We start from the raw sequence: 16,322 nt of genomic DNA on the forward strand, positions 1-16,322 counted from the left end.
ATGGTATGACAGGCCCGCGGCACGCGCAACGCCAAAGCGGCCGAGACGCCCCTCACTCGGACATGGCACGATTGTGGCGTCCTTATGCGCTATTTCGCCCCTCGCGGCGGGGGCCATCACCCAGGCACACCCCGGCCACCGGGCCCAACTCATGCAATTGCAACGAATCCGGCCGTGGCACGCCGGTTGCCGTGACCACCCGTCCGCGCAGGCCGGCGCTCCCTACCATGATCCGACATCCCTTTGCATCCACCCTCGCCGCCGGGCTGTTGCTCCTCGCTTCCGTCCCCATCCCGGGCCGTGCACAGACCGTGCCGCCCGGCTTCTACGTGGAAGACGCCGTCCCCGGCGCCTCCTTCGACACGCCGGTGGACCTCGCCTTCGCCGGCGACGGCCGCATGTTCGTGGGCGAGAAGGGTGGCGTGGTGTGGATCGTGGAGAACGGCGTCAAGCGGCCCCAACCGTTCATCGACCTGTCGTGGGACGTGCTCAACAACCACGACCGGGGGTTGCTGGGTCTCGCACTCGACCCGGACTTTCTCAACAACGGTTACGTGTACTTCCTTTATACGTTCGACTGGAACCAGGCCGGCGACGCGCAGCGAACCGACATATCCGGGCGCCTGGTGCGCTACCAGGCGAGCGCGGCGGATCCGAATGTCGCCGACATCGCCACGCGCACTGTACTGCTGGGCGCGTCGTTCAGCAACGCGATTCCCGCCTGCTACTACTCGCACGCGCCCGGCGCGCTGCGCTTCGGCACGGACGGCACGCTGCTCATCGCGGCCGGCGACGGCGCCAGCTACAGCGAGGTCGATCCCGGCGGCCTGTACCCGGACTGCTTCGGCACCGGCAAGCTCGACAACAGCCAGGACATCGGCGCCTTTCGCTCGCAGTGGATCGGCAGTCTGTCGGGAAAGATTCTGCGCGTCGATCCCGCCACCGGCCTGGGGTTGGCATCGAACCCGTTCTTCGACGGCGACCCGGCCTCGGTGGAGTCGCGCGTGTGGGCCTACGGCCTGCGCAATCCGTACCGCTTCGGCGTGCGCAACAACGGCAGCAGCGATCCGGCCGACGGCAACCCCGGCACCCTGTTCATCGGCGACGTGGGCTGGAACGCGTACGAGGAGCTGAACGTCGCCCACGGCGGCGAGAACTTCGGCTGGCCGTGCTACGAAGGGCCCAACCCCCACGGCGGCTACCAGGCGGCCTCCCCGGCGCACCACGACTGTTCCACCATCGGCACGCCTGAGAATCCGTCGCCGCACTCTCCCCCGCTCACCTGGTGGCACCACGGCAACGCCAGCAACTCGTTTCCCAGCGGTATCACCGGCGCGACGGCCACCGGCGGCACCTTCTACCCGGGCAGCAAGTACCCACCCGCGTACCAGGGGTTGTACTACTACGGCGACTACACCGGGCAGTGGATCAAGGCGCTCACCGTCAATGCGGCTGACCAGTTCGTGTCGCAGAGCAACTTCGGGTCGTCGCTGGGCGGCGTTGTGGAGATCGCCTACAACCCCAATGACCAGTACATCTATTACATCGATATTTTCACCGCGACGGTGATGCGCATCCGCCACGTCGACGGCGACACCAACAACCCGCCGGTGACCAGCGCAGTCGTAACCCCGCGCTGGGGCTATGCACCTCTCCTGGTCCAGTTCGATGCCAGCGCATCGTTCGACCCCGACGGCGACCCCATCACCTTCGCGTGGGACTTCGGTGACAGCACCGGCTCACCGCTGGCCACCACATCCCACATCTACACCGCGAACGGGAACTACCAGGCACGCCTGACGGTGCACGACGACTTCGGGGTTGCCTCCGTGCGTGTGATTCCCATTTCGGTGGGCAACACGCCGCCCGACGGCCAGATCATGTTTCCCCCCAACGGTGCCGCGTTCTCGGTGGGCGAAAAGGTGTTCCTGTTTGGAACCGCGACCGACGCCGAGACTGATCCCGACTCCCTGCTGTTTCACTGGGAGGTCACCCAGGTCCACAACGTTCACGACCATCCCAACTTCTTCACCGCCGACACCCGGATGGCCGTTTTCGATGTGGTCGAGCACGGGCTTCCGCACGAGGTGAACTTTCTGCGCGCGCAGTTGCGCGTCACCGACGCGGGCGGACTCATCGACAGCACGACGCACTATATCGTGCTCAATCGCGCCGGCCAGAGCGACATCACCGGCGAGGGGACCCCGATTGCGCTGGTGACCGCGCCCATCGGGGCCGGCAACCCCGACATCGGCGTCATCCACGACGGCGTCTTCCCGCTGGCCGGCTCCGGCGATCCGCTGCAGCAGTACGACACCGACACCGGCGGCGGTCCGCGCGCCAGCGACTGGATCGGCTACCAGTTTTCCGGCGAGCGCTACTTCTCGGGCGTGATCTTCCAGGAGGGCATCCACTCGCCGGCGGGCGGCTGGTGGGAATCAATGGACGTCGAAGTGCTCGATCACGGGGTGTGGACGCCGGTGGTTTACCGGCAGGTGGTGCCACCCTACCGCGGCGACGACGGGGTGAACTTCGACATCTATACCATTACCTTCCAGGCCATGGCCGGAACGGCGATCCGTCTGGTGGGCGCGCCGGGCGGGAGCGACGCGTTCATCTCCGCGGGCGAACTGCGCGTGTACGAGATTCCGCGCGCCGACTTCAGTGCGGATGTGCGCACCGGAACCAATCCGCTCGTGGTGCAGTTCACCGACCTCTCCAGCGTGCCCGGCGCGACCGGATGGCTGTGGCGCTTCGGCGACGGCGCCACCGGCACCGGGCAGAACGTGTCGCACCTGTACACCGTGCCGGGGCCGCACACGGTGAGTCTCACCGTCACCGCCGACGATGCCGTGTACTTCGAGGAGAAGCAGCGCTACGTATTCGTGGGAACGCCCGGCGTCACCGCCGAGTACTTCGGTGACCCGAACCTTTCCAACCCGGTGCTCACGCGCGTGGATCCGGCCATCGACTTCGCGTGGGGAACCGGCTCACCGGACGCCAGCGTCCCGGCGGATTCGTTCAGCGCGCGCTGGACGGGCTGGGTACAGGCACCCTTCACCGAGGCGATGACGCTGCACACCTTCACCGACGATGGCGTGCGGCTGTGGGTGGACGGCAACCTCGTGATCGATCGGTGGGTCGCCCAGTCCCCCACCGAATGGACCGCCGTGGTACCGATGGTGGCCGACCGCCTGTACGAAATCACCATGGAGTACTTCGAGAGCGCGGGCGGCGCCACCGCCATGCTGCGGTGGTCGTCCGCGTCGCAGGCCATCGCGGTGATCCCGCAGTCACGGCTGTGGGCGCGCGAGTGTGGCAGCGGCGTCGGCGACATGGATGGCAACGGCGTGCTGACGCCGGGCGATGCGCTGTGCGTGTTCAACACCTTTCTCAACGACCAGACGGTGCCCGGCGGCTGCGACGTGGCCAACTACGACTGCGAGGCGGCCGCGGCGGACACCGATTGCAACGGCACCGTGACGCCGGCGGATGCACTGGCCGTCTACCAGCACTTCCTGGGCGGCCTGCCGCTGGAAGTCTGCCTGGGACAGGGCACGCTGGCGCCCGTGGCCGCGGACGGCGCCACACCGCAGGTGGGCATGGAGATTCGTGACCGCGGGGGAACGGTGGAGGTGGCACTGGTGGTGCGGGATGCGCGCACGCTGCACGCCATCGGCTTCTGCGTCGAGTATCCGGCCGGATTCGCGTTCGATGCGCTGCTTCCCGCGCCCGGCACGCGCGACTGGCTCATGGCCGGCGCGTGGAGCAGCAACGGGACCGTTTTCGCGGGTGGTTTTGATACGCGCGGCACCCACGCGGGTGGAACCGTTGAGATGATGCGCGTGAGACTGGTGCGCACGGACCCGGACGCCGACGCCGGCGCCATCCGGCTGGTGGACTTGGTGGACGACCTCGCGGGTGCGGTGCCTATCGCCGCCGGGGGCGTGCCACCGGGACCCGCGGCCTACGCGTTGCACCAGAACCACCCCAACCCGTTCAACCCGCAGACGTCGATCCGCTACGACGTCCCCGCGTCCGCGGGGCGCGTGGCGGTGCGGCTCGCCGTATACGACGTGCGCGGGCAGCTGGTGCGCGTGCTGGAAGACGGCGCGCGCGACCCCGGCGCACACGTGGTCACCTGGGACGGGCGCGACACGCGCGGCACCCAGGTAACCTCCGGCATCTACTTCTACCGGCTGACAGCCGGCGACTTCCGCGAGTCGCGCCGGATGGTGTTGCTCAAATGAAGAACCGTCGTCTGCAACTGTTCGCGATGGTGATCGCACTGGCCGCGCTGGCGTCTCCGCTACGCGCCCAGATGGAAGTCTCTCCGGCGCCGTCCGGCGGGTCCAGCAACCAGGTCATCAGCGTGCCCATTCAATTGAACAATCCGTCGGCCGCGCCGGTGGACGCGTTCGGCTTCGTGCTCAGCTACCCGGCGAACCTGCTCACCTTCCAGTCCGTGTCGACGGCGGGCACGCTCACCGCCGGCTGGTTCGCGGTGACCGGCCAGGAAGCGGCCCCCGGCACGGTGAACGTGGGCGGCTTCCACACCACCGCCACCACCGGCAGCGGGGTGCTGCTGGAAGCGGTCTTCATAGTAAGAACCAACGTGCTCGGCTCCGGCAACGTTTCGCTGGCGTCGTTCGTGGACGACCTCGCGGGTGCGAACACGAGCGGCGCGACCTTCGTGGCTTCGGTAGCGCCCGGGGCGGCGGGACTGCTGGGCGAGTACTACGACAACATCGATTTCACCGGCACACTGCTGACGCGCATCGATCCGGTGGTCAACTTCGACTGGGCCAACGGCTCGCCCGATCCGTCCATGGGGATCGACAACTTCTCCGTCCGTTGGACGGGGTGGCTGCAGCCCGACTTCACCGAGACCTATACCTTCTACACCCAGACCGACGATGGCGTACGCCTGTGGGTGAACAACCAGCAGGTCATCAACTCGTGGGTCGACCAGTCCGTCACCGAGCGCAGCGGGACCATCGCGCTCACGGCCGGAAGCCTGGTGCCGGTCCGCATGGAGTTCTACGAACGGGGCGGGCAGGCGGTGGCGCGCCTGCTGTGGTCGTCGGCAACAGTGGAGAAGCAGACCATCCCCGCCGGGCGCATGCTGGCGGCAGCGTGCGCGCAGGGAGTGGGCGACGTGAACGGCAACGGCCAGCTGGGCGCCGACGACGTGGCCTGTGCCTTTGACGTGTTCCTCGCCGGACAATCGCTCTCGGGCGGCTGCAACTACCAGAACTACGCGTGCGAGCTGGTCTCCGCGGACGTGAACTGCGACGGACAGGTGACACCCGCCGACGCGCAGGCCATCGAGCAACGGCGCGCAACCACGCTGCTGCCGGCGGCGTGCTTCGCACAGGCGAGCCCGCCCCCGGCGGGTGCGCCCTACCAGATCGGGCTCTTGCAGACGGTGGTCGACGACGGCGGCACCCAGCGCCTGTGCATCAGTGTGTCGGTGCAGGACGCGGCCGGGCTGGACGCCTTCGGCGCGCGACTGTTGTTCCCGGGCGCGGAACTCTCCTTCCAGCGCGCCGAGGCGGCGTTCGCCACCGGCGGCTGGTTCGCGGTCGACGCGGCCGGCGCGGGCCCCGGCGCGGTGCTGCTGGGCGGCTTCGACGCCTTCACAGAGGCCCCCGCGGGCCCCGCCGAACTGGTGCGCCTCTACTTCGACTTCCTGGGAACGCCGGGCCCGGTGGGCGGCCTGTCGATGACCGACTTCGTGGACGACTTCACCGGCTCGAGCATGGGTGGTGTGACCGGTGCGGGCGCGACACCGCTCCCCGGGACCCGGTTGCTTCCCAATCACCCCAACCCCTTCAATCCCGTCACCCGGATTCCCTACCGCATTGCCGGTCCCGCCGGCGTGCCGGTTGCGGTGCGCCTTGCGGTGTACGACGTGCGCGGCGCCCTGGTGCGCGTGCTGGTGGACGCCGGGCAGGCACCGGGAACATACGCCGTGTCGTGGGATGGCCGCACGCAGCGTGGCGAACCGGCCGCATCCGGTGTGTACGTATGCACGATGCGCGCGGGCGGCTTCACCGCGTCACGCCGCATGGTGCTTCTGAAGTAAGTTCCGCAGAAAGAGAAGAATGGTGCGAAGGGACGGAATTGAACCGCCGACACAGGGATTTTCAGTCCCTTGCTCTACCAACTGAGCTACCTTCGCACCGGAACGTAAACCGCTGGGGTATCACATCCTAGGGGAACGGCCGGCCGCCGTCAACGGGGATTTGCAAGCGTGCCCCGGGCAAGAAAAACGCGAGGGGGCCACAGGGCCCCCTCGCGCGGGAATCCACGAGATTGCTCGAACTGCTTCCGAGTTACTTTGAACCGCCGTTGACGGAGCTCTTCCGCACCTTCGCAAGCGCCGAGGGGGTCGGAATGGTATCGATCGCCGCGATGCCCCACTCGAGCATGGCCTTCGCATACTCATAGTTGTGGACACCCAGACTCTTGTCCTCATGGGCGACATAGAGCCAGTTCCACAACGCGTATGCCTGCAGTTCGGGGGCCGAGCTCACGGTCGGATGCCCATCCGGCGAATTCTCGTTGATCAGGCCGAGGCGCAGCAGTTCGTCACCCAGCTGGTCGGACAGAGCCGTGATCTCGGTCTGTACGCCGTCGATGTCGAAGTTCGTCTCGCCCGGGTGGCACGTGGCCGCGCAGGTGGAGACCGCGGGCTCGAAGTGGTGGTCAAGGCCGTCGCCCATGTGGCAGTGCACACAGGTGTCCGTCACGCCCGAATAATGACCGTGTGCGGTGCCCGTGACGCCGGCGCCGGCGAGACCCATCAGCATGGCGCTCTGCGGCCCATGGTGCGGGCCCCAGTGCTCGCTGATACCCGTAACGACACCGCCCGACGCCACCGGCGCGTCGCGGCGCGGCTGGTGGCAGTTGACGCACAGGTTGCCGTCGCCGCCGTTAAAGGTCTCGCCGGCGATGGCGTAGAAGGCGACCGGCTTCGTGGTCCGGAGCGCAAGGTCGTCCTTCGTGTAGGATTCGTGGATCTTATGGCACGCGCGGCAGTCCTGGCGCGTCGGATCCGGATCACCCTCGGTCACCTGGTTCGGAGCCTGGCCCGCCGCAACCGCCTTGGCGAAACCGTTGCCCGAGTGGCAGGCCGCGCAACTGGCGCTGGTACCCCTCGCATAGGCTTCGCCGGTGCCGTGCAGCGACTCGGCCCACTGGGTTTGCTTTCCGGTAATAAGGTTGCTGTCGTCGTGGCACTGCTCGCAGGGCACCGGCCCGGCGACTTCCTGGGTATACGTGGTGTTGCGATCGCACGCGAAAAACGTCGCCGCGATCGCGATACACAACAGAAGATGCATGGTTTTCATCGTGGATTCCTCCCTGGCGAACACGACCGGATTTCCGGCCCCTTTAATTCGACGGCTCAATCCGTCGAAAACTCGTACCCGACGTTGAACCAGACCACGTTCGCCGTGTAGTAGCGGCTGAGGATCAGGTAGTCGTCGTAGTTATAAACGTTGTACTTTACGTCGGCCAGGAAACCGCCCCCGAAGCGGTAGCCGGCTCCCACCGAAATGATCGACTTGTCCAGGTCCAGATCTTCCGACGCCGACATGTAGGTGAACGACCCGGTGAGGTCCAGGGCCTCCCACATGGTGAGACCGACGCGACCGGTCACCACGTTGGTGATGATGTGCTGGCCGGCGTACAGGTTGGTCCATTCGTCGTCCGCGTACGTGTATTCCACGCCAACCTCGGTCACGGCGATCATCTCCGTGCCGGGCAGTTCCCGCCACGCGCCGTACGCGGTAAACGCGATCCCGTCCGCGGTGGTGCCGAGGTCGGTAAGGTCGCGCGAGCGATCCGAGAAGCGCGCACCCAGCGAGAGTGGCTGCATCGGATTGCCATCCACGCGCACGTCCCAGCGCTCGGACTGGCTGTCGCGCATCAGCGTGGTGGCTTCCTGGTCGTCCTTGTCGCGCGAATCGTACGCAATGCGCCCGGAGACGCGGTTCTGCGGATCGCGCAGCGAAAGCGCGCCGCGGAACTTGTTGATGGTGGTCACCGCGCGCTCGTCATCCAGCGCTTCCCAGCCGTAGCCCAGCATGAGCACCCCGATGCGGTAGCGCATGGTGGCGTCGATGTCGTTGTGGAAGTTGTCGGTCTGCAGCCGGCTGGCTTCGTCGTCCACCGTGCTGCCGTAGAAGCGGTAGCGAAGTCCCAGCCACCGGTAGGCCTGCAGGATCCCCGTGTACTGGACGTTCATCAGGTCGAAGCCGAGGCCGGAATCGGTGTCCTCGTTGCGCCCGATCGCCCCCCGCACCACGTGGGTGAGGTTCCTCACATAGACGCCCGGAACGTGGACGTTGGCGGACACCAGGTAGCCATCGCGCTCGCGGTCGGCGTTGAGGTTGTCGCGCTGCATGACGCCGTCGTAGGCCAGCGTACCGCCGATGCCGCTCTGCATCCGTCCCTCCGCCTCGATGCGGTAGCGGTGCAGTTTGGAATCGTACTCGGTCCCCAGCCAGCCCTCGTAGCCCGGGAACATGCCGATGCGGTTGCCGTCCCGCGTCTGCAGGTTGTAATCGGCCGAGAACCACAGCGACATGGAGGGCGTCCACGAGAGCGTGTTCCACCAGTTCGCCCGTGACGCGTCCACCGAAGCGGTCGGGTCGAAGACCCAGCGGCTCTCATTGTAGCGCGACAGGAAGTGCAGGGTGCCCGTACGGCGAAAATCGAACACACCCCGCCGGTTGTCCTGGTTGATGTTGGTGAGGTCGAGCAGAAGATTGGTGCGCGGGTTGGTGCGCCCCTTCAGATAGATCGATGACACGGTGAATCCGTCGTAGATATTGTACGTCTCCGGCATGGTGGATTCGTCGCCGGTCTGGTCCAGGTAGATGCCACCCAGTCGCACGCGCCCGTCCCAGTGCGAATCGGGATCGGCAGCGGCCGCAGCCGATGCGGTGACCGCGAGCAGCGTGATGGCTATGATCAATCGGCGCATCGTACTCTCCACCACCCTAGAACTGATGGCAGCCGCCCCCGCCCAGGAAGCACCCCTGGGTTTCGAGCGACGGATCAAGAAGATTACGGTTCACGTAGGATCCGTGGACGTCCACGTGACAGTCCCCACACGGGACCCCGGACCACTGCGTCCCGTGCTGCACGCTGTTCTGGTGCAACGGCACCGAATGGCACTGCGAGCACAGTGAGAAGTGCGGCGATTCGTAGCTCTGCGTCAGCAGACTCGGGAACGTGGAGCCGTGCGGGTTGTGACAGTTCAGGCACCCGCCGTCATTGACCGAATAATTGACCGCAGGCTCGTGCTCGTAGGGGAACGGTCCCTGGAAACTGCCGTGACACTTGACGCAGGTCTCGCCGGGTCCGCCCGGCGTGTGCTGCTTGACGCTCTGCGCGACTTCGATGTGGCAGTCGCGGCACGCAATGACGCCCTCCTCCACCGGGTGGTGGGTGGGCATTGCGAAACCCGCGCGCGCGGAGGCATGACAGTCCAGACACAGCGTGTTCTCTTCGCTCTTCAACAGAGAAGCGTGCTGGTTGCCATGCACCTGGTGGCAGCCGCTGCACGACATGTCGGCATCGCGGTGCGGATCGCGCTCGTAGAGATTGAGCTGGTGCGCGTTCTCGTGGCACGCCGTGCACACCGCGGTGAGCGAGTCCGCCGGCAGCGCAGACGGCTTCACCGGCTTGTAGGTGTCGGGGTCTTCGAGGTGCATCACCAGCGCGGGGCCGGCGTGGCAGTCGACGCATGCCACCGCGTTGCCCTCGACGGGGTCATGCGCGGTGCCCTTCATGGCCCCGGCCGCGAGGTCGTGGCAGTCCAGGCAGACGTCGTTGGCGATGGCCGGGGGCTCGGAAGAGCCGACGGTTGCGGAGAAAATCAGGAGCGCGGCCAGGCCCAGACCGGCCGAGACAGCGAGAAGAGTCGTATTAGCAAAGCGTCCCATGTGAATTCCTACACGCACTCTTAGCGAAGAGAATACCAGCGTCAACACAAAGACGTGCACCGCGCACAGTTTTGCATAGACTCAACAAGAAAATCTTTATTCCGCATATACACATGCGATTTGATCATCCCTCGGCCCCTGCCTATGCATTCGCCTCCATCTGCCGGATCCACAGGAACAGCGCAAGCGCGAGCACGGTGGTAAACAGCGTCGCCAGCCCGAACCCGCGGCGGCGCACCTGATGATCCTTCACCTGTTCGGCGGCAGCATCGAGCGCGCCCTTCGCCTTCTCCACGCCCTCATCGGTCTTCGTCTTCACGCGTTCCGGGTCGAAGGTGTGAACCAGCGTTCGTGCCTGAATGAGACTCTGGTGCGCCTCCTGGAGCATGAACGCAATCTCCACGTCATCCATGCCGATGCGTTGCACGTTCTCCTGCGCGGCGAGGGCGTCTCCGTAGAGCGCGTCGAGTTGCGTCAGTTCGCTGTGGATGGCGCCCGCGGCCTCGAAACCGGTGTCCCCGTCCGCGTGACAGTCGAGACACACAGAGCCCTCCCCCGTTCCCACCATCGTGTCCGACGTCTTGTCCACAGCGTGGTTGCCGTGACATTCCTCACAACCGTGGTAGCCCTCCTCCACGAAGGCCCGCCCCATGGCCGAGTCGGTGAAGTACTGCATGTTGTTGACGTGGCAGTGCCCGCACACCTGGCCGATGGAAGAGATCCCGGGTGGCGTGGCGCCGTGGTTGCCGTGGCAGTCGTTGCACGCCGGCGCTCCGGTGTCCTGGTTCTCGAGCAACGCCACCCCGTGCACACTGCCGGCGAATTTCGACAGCTGATCGGTGGGTATGCCGTACGACGCCATGTAGTCGGCGTCGCCGTGGCAGTGGCCGCAGGTGGCGGGGACATTCAGCGCGTGCACGGTGGATCGCGTGTCGCTGGCTGGCAAAATGCCGTGCGACGAGTGGCAACTCGTGCAATCGGCAACTTTCTTGTCACCTTCCTTGAGGCGCTGTCCGTGCACACTGGTAAAGTACTGGCCGACCTGGTCGGTGGGAATGCGCGGCTGATAGGCGCGCATGAAGCCGATGTCCGAATGACAGCGGCCGCAGAACGCGGGGATGTCCTTCTTGGACGGCACCCCGCGGAAGCCCGCCGCCGGGGACATGGCGATCTCCTCGTCGTCCGACGCCGGATCGCCGCCGTGGCAGCCGGCACAGGAGAGCCCCGGCTTCATGTGCACGTCCGCCGCCAGATGACCCTCCGGCAGCAAGTCTTCCTCGGTGTGGCAGGCGACGCAGTGGTCGACGGCAGCGGATTCACGTCCGGCGGCGCGCTCCTCGTCTTCGTCGGCGCGCGCGGCGGGCGTCACGGCCATCGTAGCGGCGCACAGCGCCAGCGCCACCCATGCGAATCGAAGCCGGTTTCTCATACCAGGTAGCCCCAGATGGTCAGCACGACCATATAAATGATTCCCACCACGCCAATGATTGTGATCGGGCGCGCGCGCCCGTCGGGGCGCCGCTTCATCTCCCAGAACGGAACCAGCATCCACGCGAGCCCCATCACCATGAACGCCATGATGCCCAGCACCTCGCCCTCCATGAACCACACGTGGCCCGGGAGGAGCTTGAGGGTCTGGAACATGAACATGAAATACCACTCCGGGCGGATTCCCTGCGGCGCCGACGCGAACGGATCCGCCTTCTCGCCCAGCTCCCACGGAAAGAACACCGCCAGGAACAACAGCATGTTGAGCACCATCAGCCACAGCAGCGTGTCGCGCAGGAGGAAGTTGGGAAAGAACGGCATCATCTTCCTGCGCTCGGGCGGCAGCTTCTGCACGCTTTCCGGCTCGTGCATGCCCTGCCGCTGCACGAACAGAAGGTGGATGCCGAGGATGGCGGTGAAGATGGCCGGGAGCAGCGCGATGTGGATGGCGTAGAAGCGCGTCAGCGTGGCGCCGGTAACGTCCTCACCACCGCGCAGCAGGATCTTGGTGGCGTTGCCGATCAGCGGCACCGCCCCCGCGATGTCGGTTCCCACCTTGGTGGCAAAGAACGCCAGTTCGTTCCAGGGCAGCAGGTACCCGGTGAAGCCGAAGCCCATCACCAGCACCAACATCACGAAACCGGTCATCCAGGTGAGCTCGCGCGGCTTCTTGTACGCGCGGGTGAAGAAGGTGCTGAACATGTGCACAAAGACAAAGAACACCATCAAGTTGGCCGACCAGCTGTGCACAGAACGAATCAGCCAGCCGAACGACACCTTGGTACTGATGAAGCGCACGCTCTCGAACGCGCTGGCCTCATCCGGCTTGTAGTACAGGACCAGCAGAATGCCGGACGCAACCTGCACCATGAAGAGAAACAACGACACGCCACCCATGTAGTACCACAAGGTGTCGCGGTGCACCGGCACCTGCTTGTGGCGCATGTAATCGAGCAGGGGCGATATGTGGAAGCGCTCGTCGACCCAGGCGAACACCCTTGCCGCGGTGCCACTGGACTTGCCGGTGCCGAATTCGGGCGTCATGCTCAGGCCATCCTCGAGACGAGAATCTCGTCGCTGACCACGTTGACCGCGTACTCGTCGAGCGGCCGCGGCGGCGGGCCGGATACGTTACGGCCGTGAAGATCGTAGAGCCCGTTGTGGCATGCGCACCAGATCTGCTTGAGATCACCGCGGTACTGCACGATACAATCGAGGTGGGTGCAGGTGGCGCTGAAGGCGCGGAACTCCCCCGACTCGCTGCGCACCAGGATCACGGGCTTGCGGCCGAATTTGACGATCTGCGCCGTGTTGACGGCGAACGCGGAGGCAAGGCCGGCCTTCACCGACTGCACGTTCGCCTCCGGGACCTTCGGCGGCTTGAGGTAGGAGATGACAGGATAGAGAGCGCTGCCCAACCATCCGAGCAGCCCACCACCCAGCAGAAGTTTCGTGAAGTCCCGGCGTGTCAGGGCCATGCATGGGTTTTACAGGATGAAGCGTCAACTGAAAAGGGAAAAAAGCTATGCAAAGCTATGTAACTCAAACCCTCCCATTGACATGCCCCGGGCGCGGGCGTAGGATTTTTCCAGGTATCCGAGCCGCGTGACAGCTCCGGCCGCGCTTTCAACGTGAGGCTCACTTCCATGACACTGCGCCACTTCGCCATCGGCTGCCTCTGTATCCTCCTTGCCGGCCCGGCCGCACTGGTCCCGGCCGTCGCTCTCGCCCAGGTCACCAACGACACCTGCCTGGACTGCCACGACGACGCCTCCATGCTGTCGGATCGCGGCCACCCGGTGGGGATCGTGGCGGCGCGCTTCCAGGCGAGCATCCATAGCGACATGGACTGCACCGACTGCCACAGCACGCCCGGCGACTACGAGGACGTCCCGCACTACACGAAGTACACTCCGGTCGACTGTTCGGGCTGCCACGACGACGCGATGGCTTCCTTCAAGGGATCCGTGCATGAGGATGTCCTGAACGATCGCGACATGACCTGCACCACCTGTCACACCATCCACCAGCACGGCAGGGCCGAACACGAGGCGCTCGACGGGTGTGGCGACTGCCACGAGGATGCCGCCACCGCGTACGCCACCAGTGTGCACCGCGCGGGCCGCAAGCAGAACGGGGGGGCGGCGACGTGTGCGAGCTGCCACGGCAGCCACCACGTGCTGGCGGTGGCGGACTCCACGTCAGCCGTGAACGAACGCAACGTCCCCCTTCTGTGCGGCGGCTGCCACGCGAAGGAACCGCCGGTGACGGCCGACTATGTCCGCCTGCCGGTGGTGGTGCCAGGCTACCTGGAATCGGTCCACGGCAAGGGCTGGCAGGAAGGCAAACACGCCGCGGTCTGCACCAGCTGCCACGGTGCGCATGACTCGCGCCTCTCCACCGACCCGAGGTCGCACATCAACCGGCAGAACGTAGCCGAGACCTGCGGGCAGTGCCACGACCAGATCGCCGTGGAGTACGAGAACTCCATCCACGGCAGCGCGGTGGCGCTGGGGGTGGAGGACGCACCGACGTGCAACGACTGCCACAGCGAGCACCTCATTCGCGGACCGCACAACCTCAACGGCCAGGTAAGCGCGGAACACCGCGCGAAGGAGCTCTGCGGGGCCTGCCACACCGACCCCGAGATTCTCTCCAAATACGGAATCGCCGGCGGCGTGGTGGAGTCCTACCTCGACAGCTACCACGGCTGGGCGGTATCGCGCGGCGCGTCGCTGGTGGCAACCTGCACCGACTGCCACAACGTGCACGAGATTCGCAGCACGCTCGACCCGGCGTCGAGCGTCCACGACACCAACGTGGCCGGCACCTGCGCGCGCTGCCACGAGGGCGCCAACGATCGCTTCGCCCAGAGCTATACCCACGCGGGCGCGCTGGAGGCGCGCGGCCCGCACGGATGGGTGCGCTACGTCTACCTGTGGCTGATCGCGGTGGTGCTGGGCGGCATGGCGATCCACAACGCGGTCATCGCGCGATGGGAACTGCGGCGCCATTTGAGCCATGTGCGCCGCGAGCCCGCGGTCCAGCGCTGGCGGCGCGCGGAGCGCTTGCAGCACATCGTGCTCCTGCTGAGTTTCACCGGGCTGGCGGTGACCGGCTTCGCGCTGCGCTTCCCCGAATCGTGGTGGGCCAGGCTGATCCAACTGGACGGCCACGAGATCATCCGCGCGTACCTGCATCGCGCCTTCGGGATCATCATGACGGTGACTGCCATCTACCACGGCGTGTGGCTCACGGTCACCCGGCGCGGCCGCTGGTCGCTGCGCGAGATGGTCCCCGGCTTCCACGACATGCGCCAGGCCGGCGAGAACATGGCTTTCCACCTCGGCCTGCGACGCACACGCCCCGCGTTTCGTGCCTTCGACTACACCCAGAAGGCCGAGTACTGGGCGGTGGTATGGGGCACCTGGGTCATGGCCCTCACCGGACTCATCCTGTGGTACCCCACCGTGGCCACGCGCTGGGCGCCGGTGTGGATCGTACGTGTCGCCGAGGCGATACACTTCTACGAGGCGATTCTGGCCGTCTCCGCCATTGCCATCTGGCACTTCTTCTTCGTGATCTTCCTGCCCGCCGTCTACCCCATGAGCACGACGTGGATCGACGGGCGCATGCCCGCCGGCGAGTGGAAGGAGTTCCACGCCGGCCAGTACGCCCAGGAGGGAGAGGCCCCGATCCAGTCCCCGGCACCGGGGTCGGAGGAAAAATCTCAGCAAAACTGAACACGCCGGATGCGGCCCGATTTTTTGGCTATGTGGAATTGGCAATGAATTGCGTATACTCTTGGTAAGTAGTGCCGCGAGAGAAAGGAGACGCACATGAGACATTCTTCAGCGGGTAAGATCGGGGTGATGGCCGCGTGCGCGATGTTCGTGATCGCCAGCGCAGCTATCGCGGGGGACCACCAGTTCGTGGGCGCCAGCAAGTGCTCGACGTGCCACAAGACGGCCGCGCAGGGCGAGCAGTTCCCCAAGTGGCAGGCCAGTCAGCACTCGAAAGCGTTCGCAACGCTGGCGAGCGACGAGGCCAAGGAAATCGGCAAGAAGCTGAGTATCGATGATCCGCAGAAGTCCGACACCTGCCTGCGCTGCCACGTGACCGGTCATGGCGCCGCGGCGGAGATGCTGGGACCGAAGTACGACGCCACCGAGGGCGTCGGTTGCGAATCGTGCCACGGCGCCGGCGGCGACTACATCAAGAAGGCCACGATGGAAGGCCTGATGACCGGTGCCATCGAAGCCGCTTCCGTGGGCATGGTAACGCCCGACGATAAGCTGTGCGTTACCTGTCACAACGACAAGAGCCCGACATTCAAGGGCTTTGATTACGACAAGTATGTCGAGAAGATCGCGCATCCGATCCCCGCGGACCGCAAGGCCAAGTACAGCGCTCCCGCCGGAGGCTCCAAGTAGAGCACCACGGGCGCTTCAATGCAGCACAGCGAAGGGCGGGTTCTCCGGAACCCGCCCTTCTTTCGTTGTGGCCGGAAAATTGTCCCTGCGGGGAGCGCAGCCGCCCCATCCTGCCCCGGAGCGGTCGTCAGAAGGCGTACGTCAGTTCGTGCGCCCGATTGACCCGCAGCGCCCGGGTCTCCACGTGCCGGCGATAGTACGCTTGCCATCGCTCCGAGAGCCTGGCCTTCTCAAAGAACAACCTCTCCTTCAGCAGATCACGAAGCCGCCACGGACGGCTCGCCACACCCAGAAGCATCGCCGAGGTGACGCGGTTCCCCTTCTCACGCCGGCGCTTCATGTAGTTACGCCACACCTGGAAAATCGCGAGTTTTTCGATCGACGCCTGCCGCCGCTTCGCCCACGCAATCGTCTCCCGCTTGTGCGCCGCCGTGCTGTGGCG

The 16,322-nt window shown here is 65.8% G+C and carries 11 protein-coding genes and 1 tRNA gene; 4 read left to right on the plus strand and 8 right to left on the minus strand.

Going from position 1 to position 16,322, the window contains the following annotated elements; genetic code table 11:
* Positions 1–227 precede the first annotated feature (227 nt).
* The gene (locus OEX18_08620) at positions 228–4,250 is read left to right on the plus strand and encodes a PKD domain-containing protein (GenBank protein MDH4337323.1); all 4,023 of its coding nucleotides are present in this window, start codon (positions 228–230) and stop codon (positions 4,248–4,250) included.
* Positions 4,247–6,088, plus strand: a complete 1,842-nt coding sequence (locus tag OEX18_08625) for a PA14 domain-containing protein (GenBank protein ID MDH4337324.1) — start codon at positions 4,247–4,249, stop codon at positions 6,086–6,088. The genes OEX18_08620 and OEX18_08625 overlap by 4 nt, the downstream gene beginning before the upstream one ends.
* 20 nt (positions 6,089–6,108) lie before the next feature.
* Here the strand turns inward: OEX18_08625 and OEX18_08630 are convergent.
* From OEX18_08630 to OEX18_08660, 7 genes are all read right to left on the minus strand, one after another.
* Positions 6,109–6,184 (minus strand) — tRNA-Phe (locus OEX18_08630).
* A gap of 154 nt (positions 6,185–6,338) precedes the next feature.
* On the minus strand, positions 6,339–7,355 hold the full coding sequence (locus OEX18_08635; GenBank protein ID MDH4337325.1) for a hypothetical protein: 1,017 nt from the start codon (positions 7,353–7,355) through the stop codon (positions 6,339–6,341).
* Positions 7,356–7,411: 56 nt separating this feature from the next.
* Positions 7,412–8,995: a hypothetical protein gene (locus OEX18_08640; GenBank protein MDH4337326.1), complete on the minus strand. Its 1,584-nt coding sequence runs from the start codon at positions 8,993–8,995 to the stop codon at positions 7,412–7,414.
* Between the two features lie 16 nt (positions 8,996–9,011).
* A complete protein-coding gene (locus tag OEX18_08645; GenBank protein MDH4337327.1) occupies positions 9,012–9,959 on the minus strand; it encodes a hypothetical protein in 948 nt (315 codons plus the stop codon).
* A 142-nt stretch (positions 9,960–10,101) separates the two neighbouring features.
* A complete protein-coding gene (locus OEX18_08650) occupies positions 10,102–11,388 on the minus strand; it encodes a cytochrome c3 family protein (protein ID MDH4337328.1) in 1,287 nt (428 codons plus the stop codon).
* Complete coding sequence (locus tag OEX18_08655; protein MDH4337329.1) at positions 11,385–12,491, minus strand: cytochrome b N-terminal domain-containing protein; 1,107 nt, start codon at positions 12,489–12,491, stop codon at positions 11,385–11,387. Before OEX18_08655 ends, OEX18_08650 begins: the two co-directional genes overlap by 4 nt.
* A gap of 2 nt (positions 12,492–12,493) precedes the next feature.
* Positions 12,494–12,925, minus strand: coding sequence for a Rieske (2Fe-2S) protein (locus OEX18_08660; protein ID MDH4337330.1), 432 nt, complete (start codon positions 12,923–12,925; stop codon positions 12,494–12,496).
* A 168-nt stretch (positions 12,926–13,093) separates the two neighbouring features.
* On the opposite strand from OEX18_08660, the gene OEX18_08665 reads away from it, so the two are divergent.
* Together OEX18_08665 and OEX18_08670 are read left to right on the plus strand one after the other, a co-directional pair.
* Positions 13,094–15,190 (plus strand): cytochrome b/b6 domain-containing protein, encoded by a 2,097-nt coding sequence (locus OEX18_08665; protein MDH4337331.1) that lies wholly within the window; start codon positions 13,094–13,096, stop codon positions 15,188–15,190.
* 96 nt (positions 15,191–15,286) lie between these two features.
* Entirely contained in the window at positions 15,287–15,880 is a 594-nt protein-coding gene (locus tag OEX18_08670; GenBank protein ID MDH4337332.1) for a multiheme c-type cytochrome, read from the plus strand.
* A gap of 127 nt (positions 15,881–16,007) precedes the next feature.
* Here OEX18_08670 and OEX18_08675 read toward each other — a convergent pair.
* A partial coding sequence (locus OEX18_08675) for a hypothetical protein (GenBank protein MDH4337333.1) occupies positions 16,008–16,322 on the minus strand: 315 nt, incomplete at its 5' end.

Source organism: Candidatus Krumholzibacteriia bacterium, assembly GCA_029865265.1.
Lineage (GTDB): Bacteria > Krumholzibacteriota > Krumholzibacteriia > WVZY01 > JAKEHA01 > JAKEHA01.